General features: G+C 61.0%; 10 protein-coding genes. 2 read left to right on the forward strand and 8 right to left on the reverse strand.

Features of this window, described 5'->3' with window-relative positions; genetic code table 11:
* Positions 1 to 77: 77 nt before the first annotated feature.
* The 7 genes from Enr13x_RS34695 to Enr13x_RS34725 all read right to left on the reverse strand — a co-directional run bounded on the left by Enr13x_RS34695 (position 78) and on the right by Enr13x_RS34725 (position 12,223).
* Positions 78 to 1,022, reverse strand: a complete 945-nt coding sequence (locus Enr13x_RS34695; protein WP_145391494.1) for an ABC transporter ATP-binding protein — start codon at positions 1,020 to 1,022, stop codon at positions 78 to 80.
* 38 nt (positions 1,023 to 1,060) lie between these two features.
* Positions 1,061 to 1,483 (reverse strand): GntR family transcriptional regulator, encoded by a 423-nt coding sequence (locus Enr13x_RS34700; protein ID WP_145391496.1) that lies wholly within the window; start codon positions 1,481 to 1,483, stop codon positions 1,061 to 1,063.
* A 90-nt stretch (positions 1,484 to 1,573) separates the two neighbouring features.
* A complete protein-coding gene (locus Enr13x_RS34705) occupies positions 1,574 to 2,605 on the reverse strand; it encodes a zinc ribbon domain-containing protein (RefSeq protein ID WP_145391498.1) in 1,032 nt (343 codons plus the stop codon).
* 318 nt (positions 2,606 to 2,923) lie between these two features.
* Positions 2,924 to 4,684 carry an FMN-binding protein gene (locus Enr13x_RS34710; RefSeq protein WP_145391500.1) on the reverse strand — a complete coding sequence of 587 codons (1,761 nt, stop codon included), beginning with the start codon at positions 4,682 to 4,684 and terminating at the stop codon, positions 2,924 to 2,926.
* Positions 4,684 to 5,271, reverse strand: a complete 588-nt coding sequence (locus Enr13x_RS34715; RefSeq protein ID WP_231743955.1) for a peptide chain release factor family protein — start codon at positions 5,269 to 5,271, stop codon at positions 4,684 to 4,686. Before Enr13x_RS34715 ends, Enr13x_RS34710 begins: the two co-directional genes overlap by 1 nt.
* A gap of 830 nt (positions 5,272 to 6,101) precedes the next feature.
* Positions 6,102 to 10,460, reverse strand: a complete 4,359-nt coding sequence (locus tag Enr13x_RS34720) for a PVC-type heme-binding CxxCH protein (RefSeq protein ID WP_197455578.1) — start codon at positions 10,458 to 10,460, stop codon at positions 6,102 to 6,104.
* Positions 10,461 to 11,203: 743 nt separating this feature from the next.
* Positions 11,204 to 12,223 carry a glutamine synthetase beta-grasp domain-containing protein gene (locus Enr13x_RS34725; protein WP_145391503.1) on the reverse strand — a complete coding sequence of 340 codons (1,020 nt, stop codon included), beginning with the start codon at positions 12,221 to 12,223 and terminating at the stop codon, positions 11,204 to 11,206.
* Positions 12,224 to 13,278: 1,055 nt separating this feature from the next.
* On the opposite strand from Enr13x_RS34725, the gene Enr13x_RS34730 reads away from it, so the two are divergent.
* Positions 13,279 to 13,872 carry a hypothetical protein gene (locus Enr13x_RS34730; protein WP_145391505.1) on the forward strand — a complete coding sequence of 198 codons (594 nt, stop codon included), beginning with the start codon at positions 13,279 to 13,281 and terminating at the stop codon, positions 13,870 to 13,872.
* A 138-nt stretch (positions 13,873 to 14,010) separates the two neighbouring features.
* On the forward strand, positions 14,011 to 15,606 hold the full coding sequence (locus Enr13x_RS34735; RefSeq protein ID WP_145391507.1) for an NfeD family protein: 1,596 nt from the start codon (positions 14,011 to 14,013) through the stop codon (positions 15,604 to 15,606).
* Positions 15,607 to 16,047: 441 nt separating this feature from the next.
* Here the strand turns inward: Enr13x_RS34735 and Enr13x_RS34740 are convergent, their stop codons facing one another.
* On the reverse strand, positions 16,048 to 17,493 hold the full coding sequence (locus Enr13x_RS34740) for an SAM-dependent methyltransferase (protein ID WP_145391509.1): 1,446 nt from the start codon (positions 17,491 to 17,493) through the stop codon (positions 16,048 to 16,050).
* Positions 17,494 to 17,668 lie beyond the last annotated feature (175 nt).

The following is a 17,668-nucleotide window of genomic DNA, read 5'->3' on the forward strand; positions in this document are numbered from 1 at the left end:
CGCTCGACTCTCCCAAGGGGAGAGTGACTCCACTCGTTCACGTGCGCTGGTGCATCATCAGCACGATCTCCAAATCTTCACACCGCCGACACGCCCGACGTCGGCTTCACCTGTTCTCGTTGCTGTGTCGGCCGGACGGCATTGGTGTCGCAGACCGCCACAAAGATCTCTTCCAGCGTCGGCGTCTCCTCGTCGATTTTGATCACGCCCGATGCGTCTCCATAGTCGCTGCGCCAGTCGTCGGCCAAATCGCGGACGATCCAGCGCATCTGGCGGCCGTTTTTGGCTTCGGTCAAGACTTCGCCGCGAGGCATCAGCACGGCCGCATCCCCATGCTCCAGCGTCGCCGTGACGACACGCGTGGAATCACGCAAGGCCTGCAAGGGCTGGACGAGTTTTAAATCGCCTTGATGCAAAATGCCGATCCAATCCGCGACGCGCTCGACCTCGTTGATCTGATGGCTGGAAAGCAACACCGTGCGACCCAGCGATGCGCGGTCGACCATCGATTCGAGAAATTGTCGACGAACCATCGGATCCAGCCCGCTGGTCGGTTCATCCAGAATCAAAAGCTCCGGATCGTGAGACGTCGCCAGGGCGAGCGCGACTTTGGCACGCTGCCCCTTGCTCATGTTCTTCAGCTTGACGCCGGGCGGGACGTCGAAACCCATCAACGTTTCCGCATAACGACCCGGAAACTCGTCGTCATAAAACGCCGACGTGAACCAACCGATCTCGTCCGCCGTCATCCATTCGTACATCGCCGGCGAATCCGAAACATAGCCGGTCTGTTGACGAATCGCTTGGCCGTCCTTCAAACACGACAATCCCAGCACCGATGCGGTGCCGCTGTCCGGCTTCAGCGAACCGGTCAAGATTCGAATCATGGTCGTTTTGCCGGCCCCGTTTTCGCCAAGCAACGCAAACACGACGCCCTGGGGAATGTCCAAAGTCACGTCGATCAGTGCCCGATTGCGACCGAACGATTTACTGATGTTCTGCAAGGAAATGACGGCGTTCATGTCAGCGTGCTTCCCAATGAAAGACAAGTGGAGAAGGGTCAGGAGGTGCCATTGCCGGAGACGGGTTTCGCGTTTTCGATCATCGCGGATTGCCGGTCCAATTCCGCTTCAAACAAATCGCGCAGTTCCGCGGTCGTCATGCCGCCGGCCAACGCATCGGCAAGCGCCCGCCGAACACTCTCGGCGACCAAAGAATTCCGGGCCTTGGTGCAACGCTTCATCGCGTCGCGGCGGACCACCATCCCCCGGCCCCGCAACGGTTCCAGAACGTGATCGGACTGCAACTCTTGATAGGCCCGGGCGATCGTGTTGGAATTGATCGCCAAGTCATTGGCCAGCTGTCGGACGCTGGGAACCATTTGACCGCCGACGAGAATCCCGTCGGCGACCGCCAGTTTGACCTGACGAACGAGTTGTTCGTAGATCGGAATATCGCCATCGGCGTCGATTGAAAAGAACATCCAAGCCATCCCGTTTGAAAGCGGCCTTCGGTGTACCCGTGTCATGGTACACCACGTCTCTCCGGGCGTCAAGCAAAAAAGTGGGAGAGGCTACAACTCCTCTCGGTCGAACGCCGGGATCCTGCGTCCTTGGATCAAACGCAATGCCACGACCAAGGCCAACGCGGCGACCGGTATCGCCAACGGCAACCCCAGTCCGAACACGCTGAAACCGAATCCGACCAGAAAGAAAATTCCGACGACCAGAAAAAACGAGGTCATCAGATTCGACTTGGTCATCTCCAATGATTCCCGTACGACATCCCCGCCGAAGCGGCCGTCCATGGCGAGCGGAATGACCGGCCACAATCGCATCGCCGAGAGGGTCAGCAACAGGATCGCTCCCACGAACGCGCCGACCGTCATCAACAAATGGATTTCGGGTGCCTGGACGTTGCTGCCGGCATTCATGATCGTGATGGCCAGACCCACGACGACGGCCGCAAACGCCATCGTGATCGTCAGCGCGATCAGCAGCGCGAGAAAAACTGCGGCCCTGGGGACGAACCATGACCGAGTCTTCCGCGGTGGATCGTCTTCCACATCAGGCCCCGCGTCACAAACATCCAGCGACAGGTTTAGCGCGAACCAGACCGCATAAACCGTCACCAACAAGAACCACGGCGACCCCACCGCCAACCACACCAACGCCCGCTTCAGATCCGTGCTTGCCAAGTCACTCAGATACACCAGTGGAAACAGCAAGCCCAACACCACCAGAACCGATGGCATCAGAAACGGCATCAGCAGCGGACGACGCCTTTCGACAAAGACCGATTGCGTGTCCGCCAAAATGTGTTCGATCGGAATCTTGCGATAACGTTCGACCGGGACCGGTGGCGACTCCGCGGTCGGCGTCACCACCGCATTCGGGCTGCTCGCCGCATTCGGGCTGCTCGCCGCAACCGGGCTGCTCGCCGCAACCGGGCTGCTCGCCGCAACCGGGCTGCTCGCCGCGGCCGGTGGTGCCGCAGCGGTGAACTGAGTCTGACAGGCCGGGCACACCGCCGCCTTGCCGTCCGCTTCGATCGGCAATTCGAGCGACGCGTTGCAGGACGGACAGGATTGTTGGAACGAGCTCATTGCCGCAGTCTAACATCGCGCGGACATGTGCGGTGGGGAATGTGCTTGACGTCGATGGTAGCGGCAGGGCGCGAGCCCTCCGGTCGCGCTTCAAAAACACCTTGAAAGACCGGAGGGCTCGCGCCCTACCGCTAACAAAAAACACCCCGCTTGGCGTCAAAGTAGATGGCATTGGTAACGGCCTTACCAGACACCGCACCGCGGAAAAGGGGTCAGGTACCAAAAATGCGAAGCACCCTGCGGGCCATTTGGTTTTTGGTACCTGACCCCTTTTCCGCTCGACAAACGCAAGCTCGAGAATTGAAAGCTGACAAAGCGCTAGGCCGCAAACAGCGCCACCACCAGCAACCCGATCGCAACGCCATCGGCCAACTGCAACCGATCGCTGCCGGCGCTGCGCCGCAAGTGATCGAGCAATCGGCCGGTGGGACAACCCAGACGACAATAGCCCATCGGCACAAAGGCTGAAAACAACAGCGTCAAACCTGCCAGCGCCACCGCCGTCCAGGGCGCCATCCGGTACAGGTACGCATGGAAGGGTTCCCATGATGACAGGTCGATCGCCGGACGCCACAACAGCGTCAGATACGCCAGCACCAGCAGCGCTCCTGGCAAGACCTTCAGCACCGCAACCAACCGAGCGGGCGGCTTCCAATATCGTTTGCTCTGGTGGTGCGGCCGCAGCAATTGCTGGAGTGCCCCGTGCGGGCAAAGATGATTGCAGTAGGGATTGGATTTCCAGCCGACCGGCGCGACAAACGCAACGATCGTGATCGCGGCCAGTGCGGGTGCCAACTGCCAAGCGATCCCACCACCGCTCCAGCCCGCTACCAGCGCCATCGAAATCAAATTGCCCGACCAAATCCCGATCACCGCGATCACCGCAACCAACCACAGCTTGCGGATTCGCTGATGACGAAACCAACCCCGCATCCGAAACAACGGGATCAAACACAAAACGAGCACGCAGCCGACTTCCGCCGCCGTGAGCCGCATCTCAAGCATCTCCAGCACGCGATTGCGCCAGTGGCCCCAACTCGATCGACTGGCCTGATTCGCTTTTTCCCGCTGCTGCTCGCGGACTTGAAACCGGCCCGCCGACGCGACCAGGGTTTCGGCGATCGCCATGCTGGTCATCGTTGCCCCGGAAACACCTTCGACCCGTTCGGCGTCCAAATCCATGTCGGCCAGCCCCGTCAGGGTTCGGCCGGTGAACAGCGCCCAGAACCCGTACTCCGTCTTGCAATAGCCAACGTAGGGTTCGTTGTCGAACGAGGATCGGATCTTGATGTCCGCGACCGTCAACGGCGGCTGTTCGTTGTCTTCGGCGTCCGCCGCCGAGTCGACTCGGATCAACAACTCGGTCGGCCCCTGGTACCCGATGATCGAATCCGATAGCGGACCGGTGCGAATCACCGTCCCAAGTTCGTTGCCGGATCGATCCAGCGCGATGACGCGATCACCTTCGACGCGAGTTGCCGAGGCTTCGGGAAACCAGCGCTGCAATTCTTCCTGGGTGACGGCATCGGGAAACACCAACGAAGGCAGGTCATCCCCGATTCGCCGCAGCACCCCCTTGGCCAGGGCCAGGGACGTCAGCGTCGCTCCGGAGACTGCATCGACGCTGGTTCCCGGCTCCGGGCCGGTCCATGTCCAGCTGTGAAACTGCTCGAAGAACGCGTCGTCATTCTGGACCGCCGTGACGTGCTCCTCGGTATCCGCGCTCTCGATCAGGTCGACGCCGATCAATCGGTAGTCCCGGTCCAGCAAGACCATCGCTTCGGTGGGTCCCCGGTAACCGATGACGTTGGCGGCCTCGGGCAAGGTTCTGGCGACGCGTGCCAACGAAAAGCCGTCGCCGTCCTTGACCGTCCAAAATCCGTTGGCGTCCTTCCCAGGTTCGACGACACTCGCCGTCGGCAAGAAGGGGCGGATCCATTCAACCGCCGGCGGTGACGCTCCGCCCTCCGCGGTGGACTGATCACGTCGCGGCGAGGGAATCAGCAGCAACAGTGCGGCGACCGTTGAAACCCTGACGGTGTGCACCACGATCGCACGAATGTGACGTGGGCGTTCCATCAATGCAGCGGCAACCGTTGGTGGTGATGTCGAACTCGGTTCACCCAAGTCAACGCCGGGGCGTACGATCGAATCAGTGAAACAACCTTGCTGGTCGACACCGCCCACGTCTCGGCGATCAAGCTCGGTTGCCCACCGGCGGTCCACAAATCATTCAACACCAAGGCCAACACCGCAGGCTTGTCACCGTTGGATTCATTCAGCCGAAACGAATGATTGGTGTACCGCTGGCGGATCGTCGCTTCGTCGCGATCGGCTTGCCAGCCAGACGGATCGAGCGGGCTGGGTGTGCGAACTTCGATCGCCAACAGGTACCGCAACCGCTGCAGCGCCACGTCGCGGTTTTGCGCCTGGCTGCGCCGCTCGGTCGCTTCGCCGACCAGTCCCGTCGGACGGTGGGTCAAGAACGCGCCGGAACTGGTCTTGTTGCGATGTTGCCCGCCCGGCCCGCTGCGGCGCTGGGTCCGCAACTCACAAGATTCCAGCAAGCGATCGCTATCGATCACCGCCGGATGCGGCGGATCGATCACACGGCACTCCATCCGTGATGCTTCATCGGGAACGATCGCGGTCGGTTTGGAAGGCATGACGGAACTGGTTAAAGAGTCAAAAACGCGAGCCGTTCCAGTATAGGGAATTCAGTCACACATTGGTGTCCAGCCTTTCCCTTGTTCCCGGGCTCCGCTTGGGAACACAATGCGACGGAGGCTCCCGCCTCCTACCGGCCATCGACGTGTGGCAGAGCCACACCGACCGTGCGTTCCAAGGCGGAGCCTTGGAACGAGTTGATGTTGTACGACGTCCTTTCTAGGTCGTCGCCGGGAGTCCAACGGACGACGGCCCGGAAGGGCCAGCGTACTCGAAGAACCGGCCTTGTTCCCGGGCTCCGCCTGGGAACACAATGCGACGGAGGCTCCCGCCTCCTACCGGCCTTCGACGTGTGGCAGAGCCACACCGACCTTGCGTTCCAAGGCGGAGCCTTGGAACGAGTTGATGTTGTACGACGTCCTTTCTAGGTCGTCGCCGGGAGTCCAACGGACGACGGCCCGGAAAGGCCATCGTACTCGAAGAACCGGCCTTGTTCCCGGGCTCCGCCTGGGAACACAATGCGACGGAGGCTCCCGCCTCCTACCGGCAATCGACGTGTGGCAGAGCCACACCGACCTTGCGTTCCAAGGCGGAGCCTTGGAACGAGTTGATGTTGTACGACGTCCTTTCTAGGTCGTCGCCGGGAGTCCAACGGACGACAGCCCGGAAGGGCCATCGTACTCGAAGAACCGGCCTTGTTCCCGGGCTCCGCCTGGGAACACAATGCGTTGGAGGCTCCCGCCTCCTACCGGCCATCGACGTGTGGCAGAGCCACACCGACCTTGCGTTCCAAGGCGGAGCCTTGGAACGAGTTGGAACCCGACACACCTCACTCGCTGACGAACGTCACGTCCTCGCTGCGGATCGTAATCGATTCGGGCAACCCTCGGCCATCGATCTGAAACAGCACGGTGTGCTTACCCGGCGAAAGCTTGACCGGATCGGCAATCGTCCCGTTGGGCCGGCCATCGATCCAAACGTTTGCCCGATCGAGGTTGTCGATGGAAAATTTCGCGGTCGTCTCCGAGCCGACTTCGATTTGCGTCCGCAGGTAGATGTTGACCAGCGACGTGTACTTGTGCTGAGCGGTCAATGCTTCCAACGTCGTCTTTTCGATCTTCCCGCTCACCCGGGCCAGCAACGGCTTCCAACCCTTGATTGGCTTGCCCGCCACGATCGCCTCGTTGCCCTGTTGTTCGATGCGGTGCGACCCGGCGAACACTTCCAAGACGCGGGCGACGGTCTGCCGACTGGCGTCGTACTCGCCGGGTTTACCGAGCCGGGTCATGAAGCTGATCAAATCCAATTGATCCTGTTGCGGCACGCGATCGAGCAACCCGGCGGGCATCAGCGACTTGCCGGGTTTGACTTGAACGATTTCCGCCTCGGGAATTCGCACCAGTTTGTTCGAGGCATCACGAAGCACCATTTCTTCCTCGGTGCTGCCCGATTCGATCCCGGAATACACCTGACCTTCTTCGGTCAACACGGTGATCGCGTGATAGTTTTCTTTGATCTTGGCATTCGGATCGAACATCGATTCGATGATGTAATCGACCGGCGCGCTGGCGCCCAAGCTGGTCATGTCCGGCCCCACTTTGCCTCCCACACCGCCGATCGCGTGGCAGGTGGCGCACTGCAGACTGCTGCGGCGGTAAATCATTTCGCCGCGTGCTGGATCGCCCTTGGTCGCCACCAGTTCGCGCAGTTCCGCACCGCGCTGGGGTGACCATTTGTCCGCGGTCATCGTCAAGCCGCTCATCGGCATCAACGCGTCGATCAAGGATTGTGCGTTGCGACCGCTTTCCCCAGCCGCACGAACCCCGGCGCGGGCGGCGACTTCGGAAAGCCCCTCGGCCGGCAACGAACCCGTCAGCAACGCTTCGCCCTCTTTCGCCGACAACATCGCTCGCCAAAGCACGAGCGCCGATTGTTCCTCTTCGATGCCCGCCAATGTGTCATAAAACGGCTGCACGGCCAGCTGCGGATTCGTTCCGGCGAGTGCCCCGACCAACGACGACTTGATCGCCAGCGATGCCTCGGCACGGACCAGCGATAGCAATGCCTCGGTCGCCGCCGCTCCGCCACAAGCTCGCAGCGCCGCGATCGCTTTGATGCGCGTCGAAGCATCGAGTTGTCCGTCGGCGGCGAGATCGGCCAACGTGGGGATCAGCTTGCGAAGTTGCCAGGCACCGCTCAATTCGATCGCGGCGGCCTGGACCGACGAATCCGAACTCGACAACAACGGTTTCAACTGATCGGCCGGCTGGCCGACCAGTTCCGGCTTCAGACGGCGCAATCGCTTGGCGTCCTGAAGCGCTCTGAACGCTTTGGCCGTCGCAGCGGCGTCCAGCCGGCCGCCGATCGCATGTTGATACAGAATCTCTAACTCTTTGACGCTCCCTGCTTTGGCGATCAGACCGATCCAGGGCCCCCCGCCGTCACGTGGGAGACCGTTCTTGGCAAGGTAGGCCGCCAGAAACTCGGTCGCCTTGGCCGGTTCGACGCTGGTCAGAACATACTCGAGTTGCTTTTGATTTTCCGCCGCGTTCCACAGCGGTTTGCGAAGGTCTTTGATCAGTGCGGCCGAATTTTCATCGACGTTCAGGAACAAGGCGTGGTCGATGAATCGATCCACCGGGTGATCGAGCGCCCGCAGGGAAAGTCGGATCGCGTCGACGCCGCCAAGTTTCGCCAAGCCACGCACCGCTTCCAGCCGAACCCGTGGGTGCGAGTCATCGATCCGGGCGGCAAACCACTCGATCGCTGGTGCACGTTGGATGCTTGCGGTCGGGTCGGTGGGATCGGACCAGTCGGCCAAAATCCGCGTCGCGGCGGCGCGGACGGCGCCTTCGGAATCGCCCAACAACGCCTGCAACCACGCGACATTCGGCTCGCCGACCGACGCCGACAAACGCGCGGCGGCCAAGCGATCTTCGGATGTCTTGGCCAAACTCCACACCCGATCCAGCTCGGCCGCGGTGTCATCGCCACGCTCGATCAAGACGCGACGCGATTGATCGGCCAGATAGCGATCGCCCGAATAGAGTCCGGCGATCAACGATTCGATCGACTGGCCGGTCAGGTCGACGGGCTGGCGCAGCGGTCGGCCCTTGGCCGTGACGCGCCAAATCCGACCGTGCCAGCGGTCGCGTCGCGGATCACGGAAATCGACTTCACCGTGATTGATGATCGGGTTGGACCAGTCGGCGATGTACATCGCCCCGTCGGGGCCTTGTTTGATATCGATCGGACGGAACGTGCTGGCGCTGGTGCGGATCAAATCGGCCTGCTGCGTCGTCACAAACCCCGATTCGGTTTCCGACAATGAGAAACGTGTCACGCGATTGGCGCGAAAATCACAGGTGACAAAGGAACCTTGCCAATCCTCGGGAAAGCTCTCCCCTTGGACAATTTCGCCGCCGCAGAACTTGGGATAGTTGCCGGGGCTGATCAGATCCAACTGGCGTCGGGTGCCGGGGGTGGGATTGAACCTCGCACCGGGAAAGACATAAGCGATGCCGGCGAAACCCGCTCCGTCGGTCATGAAGGAATTGCCATGCGCATCGAACTGGTGTCCCCAGGGATTCCACAAGCCGTGAAAGAAGACGTCCATCCGTCGGTTTCGGGTGTCGAATCGAAACCCGCCACCGGCTTTCAACCGCACCACGCCGTAGGGCGTTTCGGCGTCCGTCCGCGTGTACACCGATTGGTTCATGTACAACCGGCCGTCGGGGCCAAACAGCAGCGTGTGCAAGTTGTGGTGGGTGTCTTCGGTACCGAATCCGCTGAGCACGCGCTCTCGGCGATCGGCTTTGCCATCCCCATCGGTGTCCTCCAGGAACAGCAGATCGGTGCTTTGGGCGACATACACCCCGCCGTCACCGGGCGCGACACCGGTGGGAATCAACAGCCCGTCGGCGAACACGGTCGACGTGTCCGCCTTGCCATCGTGATCGGAATCTTCCAACACCAGGATCTTGTCGGGCATGGCCTGGCCGACTTCGATCATCGGATAGGCTTCGCTGCTGGCGACCCACAAACGACCCTGCGGGTCAAAGTTCATGTGAATCGGTTTGTTCAGCATCGGGTTCTCGGCCCACAACGAGACCTCCAACCCCTCCGCGACGACAAAGTCCGGCGTCGGCTGCGGCGTGAATTCCGCGTACTTGGATTCCAACCGTGGCGTCGGCTCTTCCACACCGTTCGCTTTGAGTTGCCGCAGCGAGGCAATCTTGGCTTCTTCCTGTTCGATCAACGGATCGAACTGCGGGATCTCGACGGCGTTTTGGCCTTGTTCGTGTTTTCGAAATCCGAACACGTACGCCATGTTGGCCGGCCGCGAACGGTGAAACCAAAGCCGATTTTTTTCCAGGATCACACTCCGCAGCGGTTCGGTTTGCGGACTGTTTTGCCAGACACCGCGATCGATGCCCAGCGAGGTTCCGATCGCGTCGGCCAAGGCTTTGTATCCGTCACCATTTAAATGAACGGGATCCTTGCGCTGGCTTGGCTTGACGGCGACGCCGGTCAGATCGACAAACTGACCGCCGGTCTTGGCACAAACCTGTTCGATCAGCTCGGCGTACGCCGCAGCCATTTCAGGGGTCAACACGGAGGGCCCGACGGGTGAGATCGGAGACAGGAACACGAAGCGGCAATCGGGATCGTTTTGCCGGATCGTGTCAGCCAATCGCTGCAGATCTTTCGTGAATTGGATGATCGATTCGACCTTTTCGACGTCCGTCGTCCGAGTCGAAGTCTGCAGGGCGTTGGCCATCCCGTAGCCCAGCACGGCAACCGTCGGCCGGGTCAATTCGAGTTGCTTTTGCAATTGCCGCCAGCCTTCACCGTCGGGCTCGCGGCCGGCCTGCAGCAGGCTGAGTCCGAATCGCGAATCACCGGCCGGCGTGTCGCCGTTCCAACCGAGATTGCGGTAGGTCACATCGGCGTCGGGGAACGCGGTGGTCAGCATCACTTCGACCCAGCCGAAATACTGTTCTTGCTCGATCAGACCGTCGCCGATCAAGACGACTCGATCCCCGTCGCGAAGCTGGAACGGGTCGTCCGCCGCCGCGGAGGGAGGGGCAGCCAGGGTGATGACGGCCCAAAGGACCGGCAGGAATGAACACGCCAACGAAGCAAAGGTGTCGGAGACGGAGAAGGCGCGAGGGCCAGACGAAATCATCAAGTCGGTCCGTGGTGGGAAGCAGCGAGAAAGGGTGTGACGACAGGAAGGCGGGGAGCACCCATTGTATCTGGACCGCGGGGTCATTCCATCGGTCCGTTGGACGGATCGTCCGGCACCTGGTTCGCGTCCCCGTTGGTGTCTAGGCTTTCGAGACCGTCCAGCTTAGGGCGACCGGTTTTCGAGTACGATGGCCCTTCCGGGCCGTCGTCCGCTAAACTCCCGACGACGACCTGGAAAGGACGTCGTACATCGGTCCGCTGACCACACGTCCCTTGTTCCCGGGCTCCCGCCTGGGAACACACTGTCATGGAGGCTCCCGCCTCCTGGCCGAATCCCGAGGCGACCGGCGTTGCCGGCGAGGCAACGCTGCGAAGCATTTTTTAGCGGCAGGGCGCGAGCGGGCTGTCGATTTTGTGAGCCGCGACGCGTAAGCGGCCGGGCACTGCGACGCTGCCCGGGGCCTTACGGCCAACGGCTCACCATTGACTCAGCGGATCCCGACTAAAACGACAGCCCGCGAGCCCTCCGGTGTTGTGGCAAACGATGAAGAACCGGAGGGCTCGCGCCCTGCCGCTAACACCTCAAGAAACACATGGAAAAAATGCTTCACCGGCGTTGCCGGCCAGGGTGGCAAACAGGATGCTTACCCCACGTCCAATAAAAGAACCCGGCAGCGGAGCGTCCGCTGCCGGGTTCAGTTGGGTTTGATTCTCGGGCGAGATCACCCGAGGCTTGATCCGCTAGGCGGGAACCGCGGCCGTTTTGACGGTCGCGATGATCGCGCTGGCGACCATGTACGGGTCGGCGTTGGAGGCGGGACGTCGGTCTTCCAGCCAGCCTTTCCAGCCGTTTTCCACGGTTCCGATCGGGATTCGGATGGACGCACCGCGGTCGGAGACGCCGTAGCTGAACTTGTCGATCGACTGCGTTTCGTGCAGACCGGTCAAGCGTTGCTCGTTGTCGGCACCGTAGACGTCGATGTGCTCCTTGATCCGCGGCTCAAACGCCTGGCAAATCGCTTCGTAAATCTCTTGGCTGCCACAGGTTCGCAGCGTCGTGTTGGAGAAGTTCGCGTGCATCCCGCTGCCGTTCCAGTCGCCGGGGACCGGTTTGCAGTGATAGTTGATGCCGACGCCGTGGTTTTCCGCGACGCGATCCAGGATGTAACGGGCCAACCAGACCTGGTCACCGGCGTCCTTGGCACCCTTGGAAAAGACTTGGAATTCCCATTGGCCCATCATCACTTCGGCGTTGATGCCTTCGACGTTCAGGCCGGCTTCCAAGCACATCTCGAGATGCTCTTCGATGATTTCGCGTCCCACGGCTTTGCCGTTGCCGACGCTGCAATAATACGGGCCTTGCGGTCCGGGGTAGCCTTCGGCGGGGAAACCGAGCGGTCGGTTGGTGCCGGGATCCCAGAGGGTGTATTCCTGTTCGAATCCGAACCAGAAATCGCCGTCGTCATCGTCGATCGTCGCCCGGCCGTTGGTGCGGTGCGGCGTCCCATCGGCGTTGAGCACTTCGCACATCACCAGGTACGAGGTGCCCAAGCGGCCCGGATCGGTGATGATTTTGACGGGTTTCAGCAGGCAATCCGATGCTCCGCCGGGCGCTTGCTCGGTGGAGGATCCGTCGAACGACCACATCGGGGCGTCTTCGACATTTCCGCTGAAATTCTCAATAATCTTGGTCTTGCTTCTCAAGCTTTGCGTCGGCTGATAGCCATCCAACCAGATGTATTCCAACTTGCACTTGGTCATAAATCAGATTCTCCCTAGGTGAATCAAACGAGTGGACCTGGGAAAGCACGTGTCGTTTCAAGTGCGACGTGCCTTCGTGTAACAACAATGTCTACGTCTACCTAACGCATCCGAGACGACGTTGCGAACCGATCACCGGGAATCCGAAAGGACCCGCCAAACCATTCACTCCGCCATCCGGCCAGCGCCCAGTTGCAAGTGTGGTATCAACCGCCTCTGAGCAAGTACCGACCCCGATCTTTCGATCGGATTACCGCAAGAACCGTGCTCCTGATGTTCTCCGGTGCCCTCGCGGACGCAGCGCCGGCAACGTCAACTCAATGACGCGCCGCCGACCCTCCAGAGAACATACGATAACCCAACTCTTCTACCACGAAAGAGTCAAGTCGTCACCCCGTAAGCTCTACTTTCGCGGGGATCCGAACGCGAAAGTTGACCGGACGCATCCTGTTCAGGCATCACCCTGCCCGGCGGCATGGGTGTCGACGCACTCAAGTCACCCTCTCTGGCAGGGAGGGTCGAGCGCAACGAGGGGACAGGAGAACCGTGAATCGCCTGTGACGCTGGCGACCAGAGGCGCGGGAACCCACCCAAAATGCCTCCCTGGGCGGGTTCTTCGTGGATTTTAGTGGCTAATCGCTCAGGACCCAGGTTTTTCGAGGCATTGCTGCGATGTCCGAATGGGGAGAGCGAGGACAAACGCTCGGTTCAAACGACCCTCCGCCGACACGGGGGCCGGCGGAGGGCACGAAGCACCTTCGGCGCATCGCAGTCATCCCTTAAAAAACCTTCCCCGAGTAGTCGAGAGCACCCACTAAAATCCGCGAAGAACCCCCAGGGGGAAATGCCCCACCCATGGACCGCTGGGTTAGACGGCTGTCGATGCCGGCAGCGGGCGCCCCTGCCCGGGTCGGCTCTTCCAGTTGGCCGCGGGGGCCGTTCTAATGTTTCACCGGCGCTGAACCCGATTGCATCGATGCCGTCGACCCTGCCGTCGCCCGCCATCGGCGACCGTTGATCCCCCGCATCACACCCCCGGCACGACAAATCCGCAGATGTCACGAGCTCCACACAACCCCTTCGAAACGGCCCCCGACCAGTTCGGGCAACCGGCCTCCGAGAGCAGCAAGACCTGGCTGTGGGTGCTCGGCATCATCGGGGCCGTTTTTCTGTTCGGAACCGTGCTCTGCTGCGGACTGATGTTTTACGCCTGGGACCAGGCATCGGGCGTGATCGCCCAAGTGGCCGTGGAAGAATACGCCGATGACCCGATTCTGAAAGAAAAAATCGGCACGATCCAAAGCAGCCAAATGAGCTTGCGGGAGGCGATGGAGGAATCGACCCAGGACGAGACAAGCACGGCGATGGTGTTCACCATCGAAGGCGACAAGGGCCGCGGCAAACTGATCCATCGCACCAACGACCAGACTGAGCAAGTGACCGTCAAACTGGTGATGGAAAACGGCGAGGAGTTTGATCTGGAAGTCCGCCAAACGTTCGGCGATTTGGAGACCGAGCTGGAGGGTGATGGCGAGCCGGTGGAAAATGGCGAACTGGAGGGACCGGGAGAGCCCGAATCGATCGCCCCTGGCGAGACCCAAACGGAGCCCACAGAGACCGTCGAAACCCCCGAAACGGACCAACCGTGAACGGGCTGTCGATTTGATCAGCAAGCCCCCGAAGGCACCGGCTGGCCGACGCAGACGTCGTGGTGCCACTAAGCGGGCTGTTTTGAGCCTACAATAGTACCCCGGCTTCCTCTGTCTCTCGATGGTTTGAATTTTGCCATGGTTCGCCCAAGCTCCTTCTCGGTTCGATGTTCAACCCTGCTGCTCACGATCGGCCTGGTCTTCGGCGCGGTTCCAGCCCCGAGCCCCTCTGCCGCACAAAATGCCGCCCCAAATGCCGCCCCAAATGCCGCCCCAAATGCCGCCCCAAATGCCGATCCGGATGCCGCCGCCAAGCCGGCCGAGCGGTCGGCGGTGATCATCCCCCTGCACGAAGACATCAATCCGCTCAGCGGGGCGCTTTTGAAGCGCAAGTTTGCCGAGGCGGTCGATTCGGACGTCGACGTGATCATCCTGGACATCCACAGCCCCGGCGGGCTGGTCTATGTGACGTTCGAACTGATGGACATGATCTCCGACGCCAAGGATGTCGAGACGGTCGCCTTCATCCAAAAAGACGCCATCAGCGGCGCCGCCCTGATCTCGTTGGCCTGTGACAAGATCATCATGCTGCCGGGGGCCCGGATGGGCGATGCCGGTGAAATCGTGATGGGGGCCGACGGGGCGTTTCGATACACCGAAGCCAAAAGCCGCAGCGTGCTGGCCCAGAAAGTCCGCGACACCGCCCGCGCCACCGGCCGCCCCCTGGCGCTGGCGGAAAAGATGACCGACAAGGATATGGTCGTCTTTCGCGCCGTTCACAAGACCGACGGCACGGTGCGTTACATCAGCGACAAAGAATGGGCGTCGATGGAAAACACCGACCAGTGGGAACAGGGAAAACCGATCCGCGAAGCCGGCAAAGAAATGTTCTTCACCGTCAATGGTGCCCGCGCAGTCGAACTGGGCATGGCCGACCAAACGGTCGAAAATGAAACCGAATTGGCCGAGGTGCTGGGCGTCAAAACCCCGATCCCGGTGATGGAGCGGACCGGCGTCGACACCGCCATCATGATCCTCAACTCGGGATTCGTGACCTTTCTGCTGTTGGTCATCGGCATGGTCGCGCTGGTGATCGAACTGGGGGCCCCCGGCATCGGCATCGGCGGGCTGACGTCACTGCTGTGTTTCGGACTGTTTTTCTGGAGCCGGTTTCTGGGCGGGACCGCCGGTTGGTTGGAAGTGACCCTGTTTGTCCTCGGGCTGATCTTCATCGGCATGGAAATTTTTGTGATCCCCGGCTTCGGCGTCGCCGGTGTGGGCGGGCTGGGGTTGATGCTGGGCTCGCTGGTGATGGCCTCGCGGCGATTTCTCGTCCCCGGCAGCACCGAAGAACTCGCCAGCCTGGGCTGGGACCTGGCCACGGTCTTGGGCGCGTTTGTCGGCTTCATGGTCGCCATGCTGATCCTGGCCAATTACATCGGCGACATCCCCGGGTTGGGTCGGCTGACGCTCAAACCCCAGGTGGCCATGGTCGCAGCCGACGCGGGACCGGGTGAACCGGCCGACGCCGATGCAGCCGCACTGCTGCCGGGCTGGCAACGCGTTTCGGTCGGCGATGTCGGAACCGCCACCAGCCCGCTGCGGCCGGGCGGGAAAATGATGGTCGACGATTACAGTGTCGACGTCGTCACCGAAGGCGACTTCGTGGACAACGGCACGAGCGTGAAAGTGATCGCCAAACAAGGCACACGGATCGTCGTCCGACCCGTTTAGTGCTTCGTCAACTTTTATTCTTAGGGTACCGCGGAAAAGGGGTCAGGTACCAAAAATGCGAAGCACCCTGCGGGCCATTTGGTTTTTGGTACCTGACCCCTTTTCCGCTCGACAAACGCAGGCTCGAAAATTGAAAGCTGACAAAGCACTAGTACTCTGGCCAGATCTAGGCTTTCGGCGATTCGCCGATCGACACACCTGCGTGAAGGTCGTGCGGTTTGAAAGTCACCCTCCTGGCAGGAGGGTCGAGCGAAGCGAGGGGAGGTCGATCGGTGACCCGTTTTCCGCTCCGCGCGATCCATCAAAATGAAGACCCACCGATAGCAGCGTGAACCCACGGATGACAGGGTGCGAAAAATCCGTGGGTTTGCGCTACCATCGGTGGGTCAAGGAATCGTTTCATCGTTCCGCACCGAACACGCGTTGAAGCGTCACGTCGCGTCAGCTCAAATCCAGCACATCCTGACGGGCCGTCACGAAACGGTACTCGCCCAGCGTCGGGTCCTCGCTGCCGAGGTAATCCTGCGCCGTGTCGTCGCTGCAACAGACGAACCCACAGCTGCGTAGAAACGCTTCGGGGTCCGCCGGTCCGTAAACGAATCGCTCTCCGATCATTTCCATCCGATCGACGAACTCGTGAATATTCGGGTCGCCGGTCCCTTCATTGATCACCGCCGGCGTGACACAGTCCATCCACAGCACGCTCTCAGGATGTCTCATGCGTCGCCGGATCGAGCTCAACAGACGTCGGTTCTGCTGCTCGTCGAAGTACATCGAACAGCCTTCATAGACGAACAGCGTCAACGCGGTCTCGGAAAACGCAAAGTGCCGTTGCAGCAACTCGCCCACATCGTCCTGCAAGAAGTCCGCGGCGATCTGGTGTCGCTCCGGCGCCGCGGCGGGGCCGCCGAGTTGTGTTTCCAGCCGTTCGATGACATGTTGCCGCTCGGCCAGCATGACGGGCAGGTCCAATTCGAACACCGTCGCGCCGGAAAGTTCTGCGGCGCGTCGCAGCGGCCGCATGTCCAATCCCGCGCCGAGCATCACGAGTTGCTCGATGCCGGGGATCGATCGCAACACTTCATCGCAATGCCGGGTGCGAGCCCCGACCATCGCGCCCAGTTGCGGCAGCACCTTTTGCAATCGTTTCGCCTGCAACAAGCCGTGCGTTCCCGCGGCCGCCTTGTCATGCGGGGCGTCGATACGAAGCTGTCGTCCCTGAGAATCCGACATCGTCTTCGACCCCGCCGGGCTGTCCATAGCCCGCAACCCCGCGATGATACGCGCCGATGTTTTCAAGTTCAACTTGGTCATCGTCGATCGCTCGCCGCCGCTGCGGTGCTCGAGCAATCGTTGGGTCGCTTGGGCGAAGTAACGCATCACCGCGGTGGCGACACGCTCGCCGTCTTCGGACCAGAACTCGACGTTGAGGGTCGCCAACACGACGCGCCCGGAAAAGTATCGCGACTGGATCCGCCGAGCGGTTTTCGGATCGACGCGGCTGACGGCCCGCAGATGGCTGGTGCTCGGGTTTTCGTACTTGACGTCCATCCCGACCAACCACAACGACGCCGATTCATCCGGACGCCCGCGATGGATGCCGGTCAACGGTGTCCCGGTCAACAGCGTCGTCAACGCCATGCCACCGGTATAATCCGCCGAGAGTGAAATCAAGGCGGCTTGGTGTGTGCCATGTTGATTGGTGGTCTCGATCGCCAGCGGCAGCACCGACTCGCAAAACCCGGGACCGACCCGGGTGATCTTCCAACCGGTCCAGTCCAGCACCGGCACCGCGCGGTGCAGCAGAGTGTTCATCAGTTCGGGATTGATACGATCCGCGTAGTCTTTTTCCCAACTGATCTCTTTATCAGTTTCGATCACAGCCATTGTTGCCCCCATGTGGTGTGTGAAATCGAGAATCGAGCACCCACTATGGAGGTTGAAAAAGAATGCTCAATGCGGCGACCACTTTTTTCGCGCCCCGAGAGGGCAAACCCTCTCTAAAGATGCCACTTCGGTAAAGCAGGGCAGACCTACTGTTGGATAGATCATTCTGTCTAGA

The sequence above is a fragment of the Stieleria neptunia genome (genome assembly GCF_007754155.1).
Lineage (GTDB): Bacteria > Planctomycetota > Planctomycetia > Pirellulales > Pirellulaceae > Stieleria > Stieleria neptunia.

Excerpts from the sequence above, each read along its gene's own strand:
- Enr13x_RS34740 (WP_145391509.1), bottom strand. The coding sequence starts at position 17,493 with ATGGCTGTGATCGAAACTGATAAAGAGATCAGTTGGGAAAAAGACTAC.
- Enr13x_RS34725 (WP_145391503.1), bottom strand. The coding sequence starts at position 12,223 with ATGACCAAGTGCAAGTTGGAATACATCTGGTTGGATGGCTATCAGCCG.
- Enr13x_RS34730 (WP_145391505.1), top strand. The coding sequence starts at position 13,279 with ATGTCACGAGCTCCACACAACCCCTTCGAAACGGCCCCCGACCAGTTC.
- Enr13x_RS34705 (WP_145391498.1), bottom strand. The coding sequence starts at position 2,605 with ATGAGCTCGTTCCAACAATCCTGTCCGTCCTGCAACGCGTCGCTCGAA.
- Enr13x_RS34695 (WP_145391494.1), bottom strand. The coding sequence starts at position 1,022 with ATGAACGCCGTCATTTCCTTGCAGAACATCAGTAAATCGTTCGGTCGC.
- Enr13x_RS34720 (WP_197455578.1), bottom strand. The coding sequence starts at position 10,460 with ATGATTTCGTCTGGCCCTCGCGCCTTCTCCGTCTCCGACACCTTTGCT.
- Enr13x_RS34700 (WP_145391496.1), bottom strand. The coding sequence starts at position 1,483 with ATGTTCTTTTCAATCGACGCCGATGGCGATATTCCGATCTACGAACAA.
- Enr13x_RS34710 (WP_145391500.1), bottom strand. The coding sequence starts at position 4,684 with ATGGAACGCCCACGTCACATTCGTGCGATCGTGGTGCACACCGTCAGG.
- Enr13x_RS34715 (WP_231743955.1), bottom strand. The coding sequence starts at position 5,271 with ATGCCTTCCAAACCGACCGCGATCGTTCCCGATGAAGCATCACGGATG.
- Enr13x_RS34735 (WP_145391507.1), top strand. The coding sequence starts at position 14,011 with ATGGTTCGCCCAAGCTCCTTCTCGGTTCGATGTTCAACCCTGCTGCTC.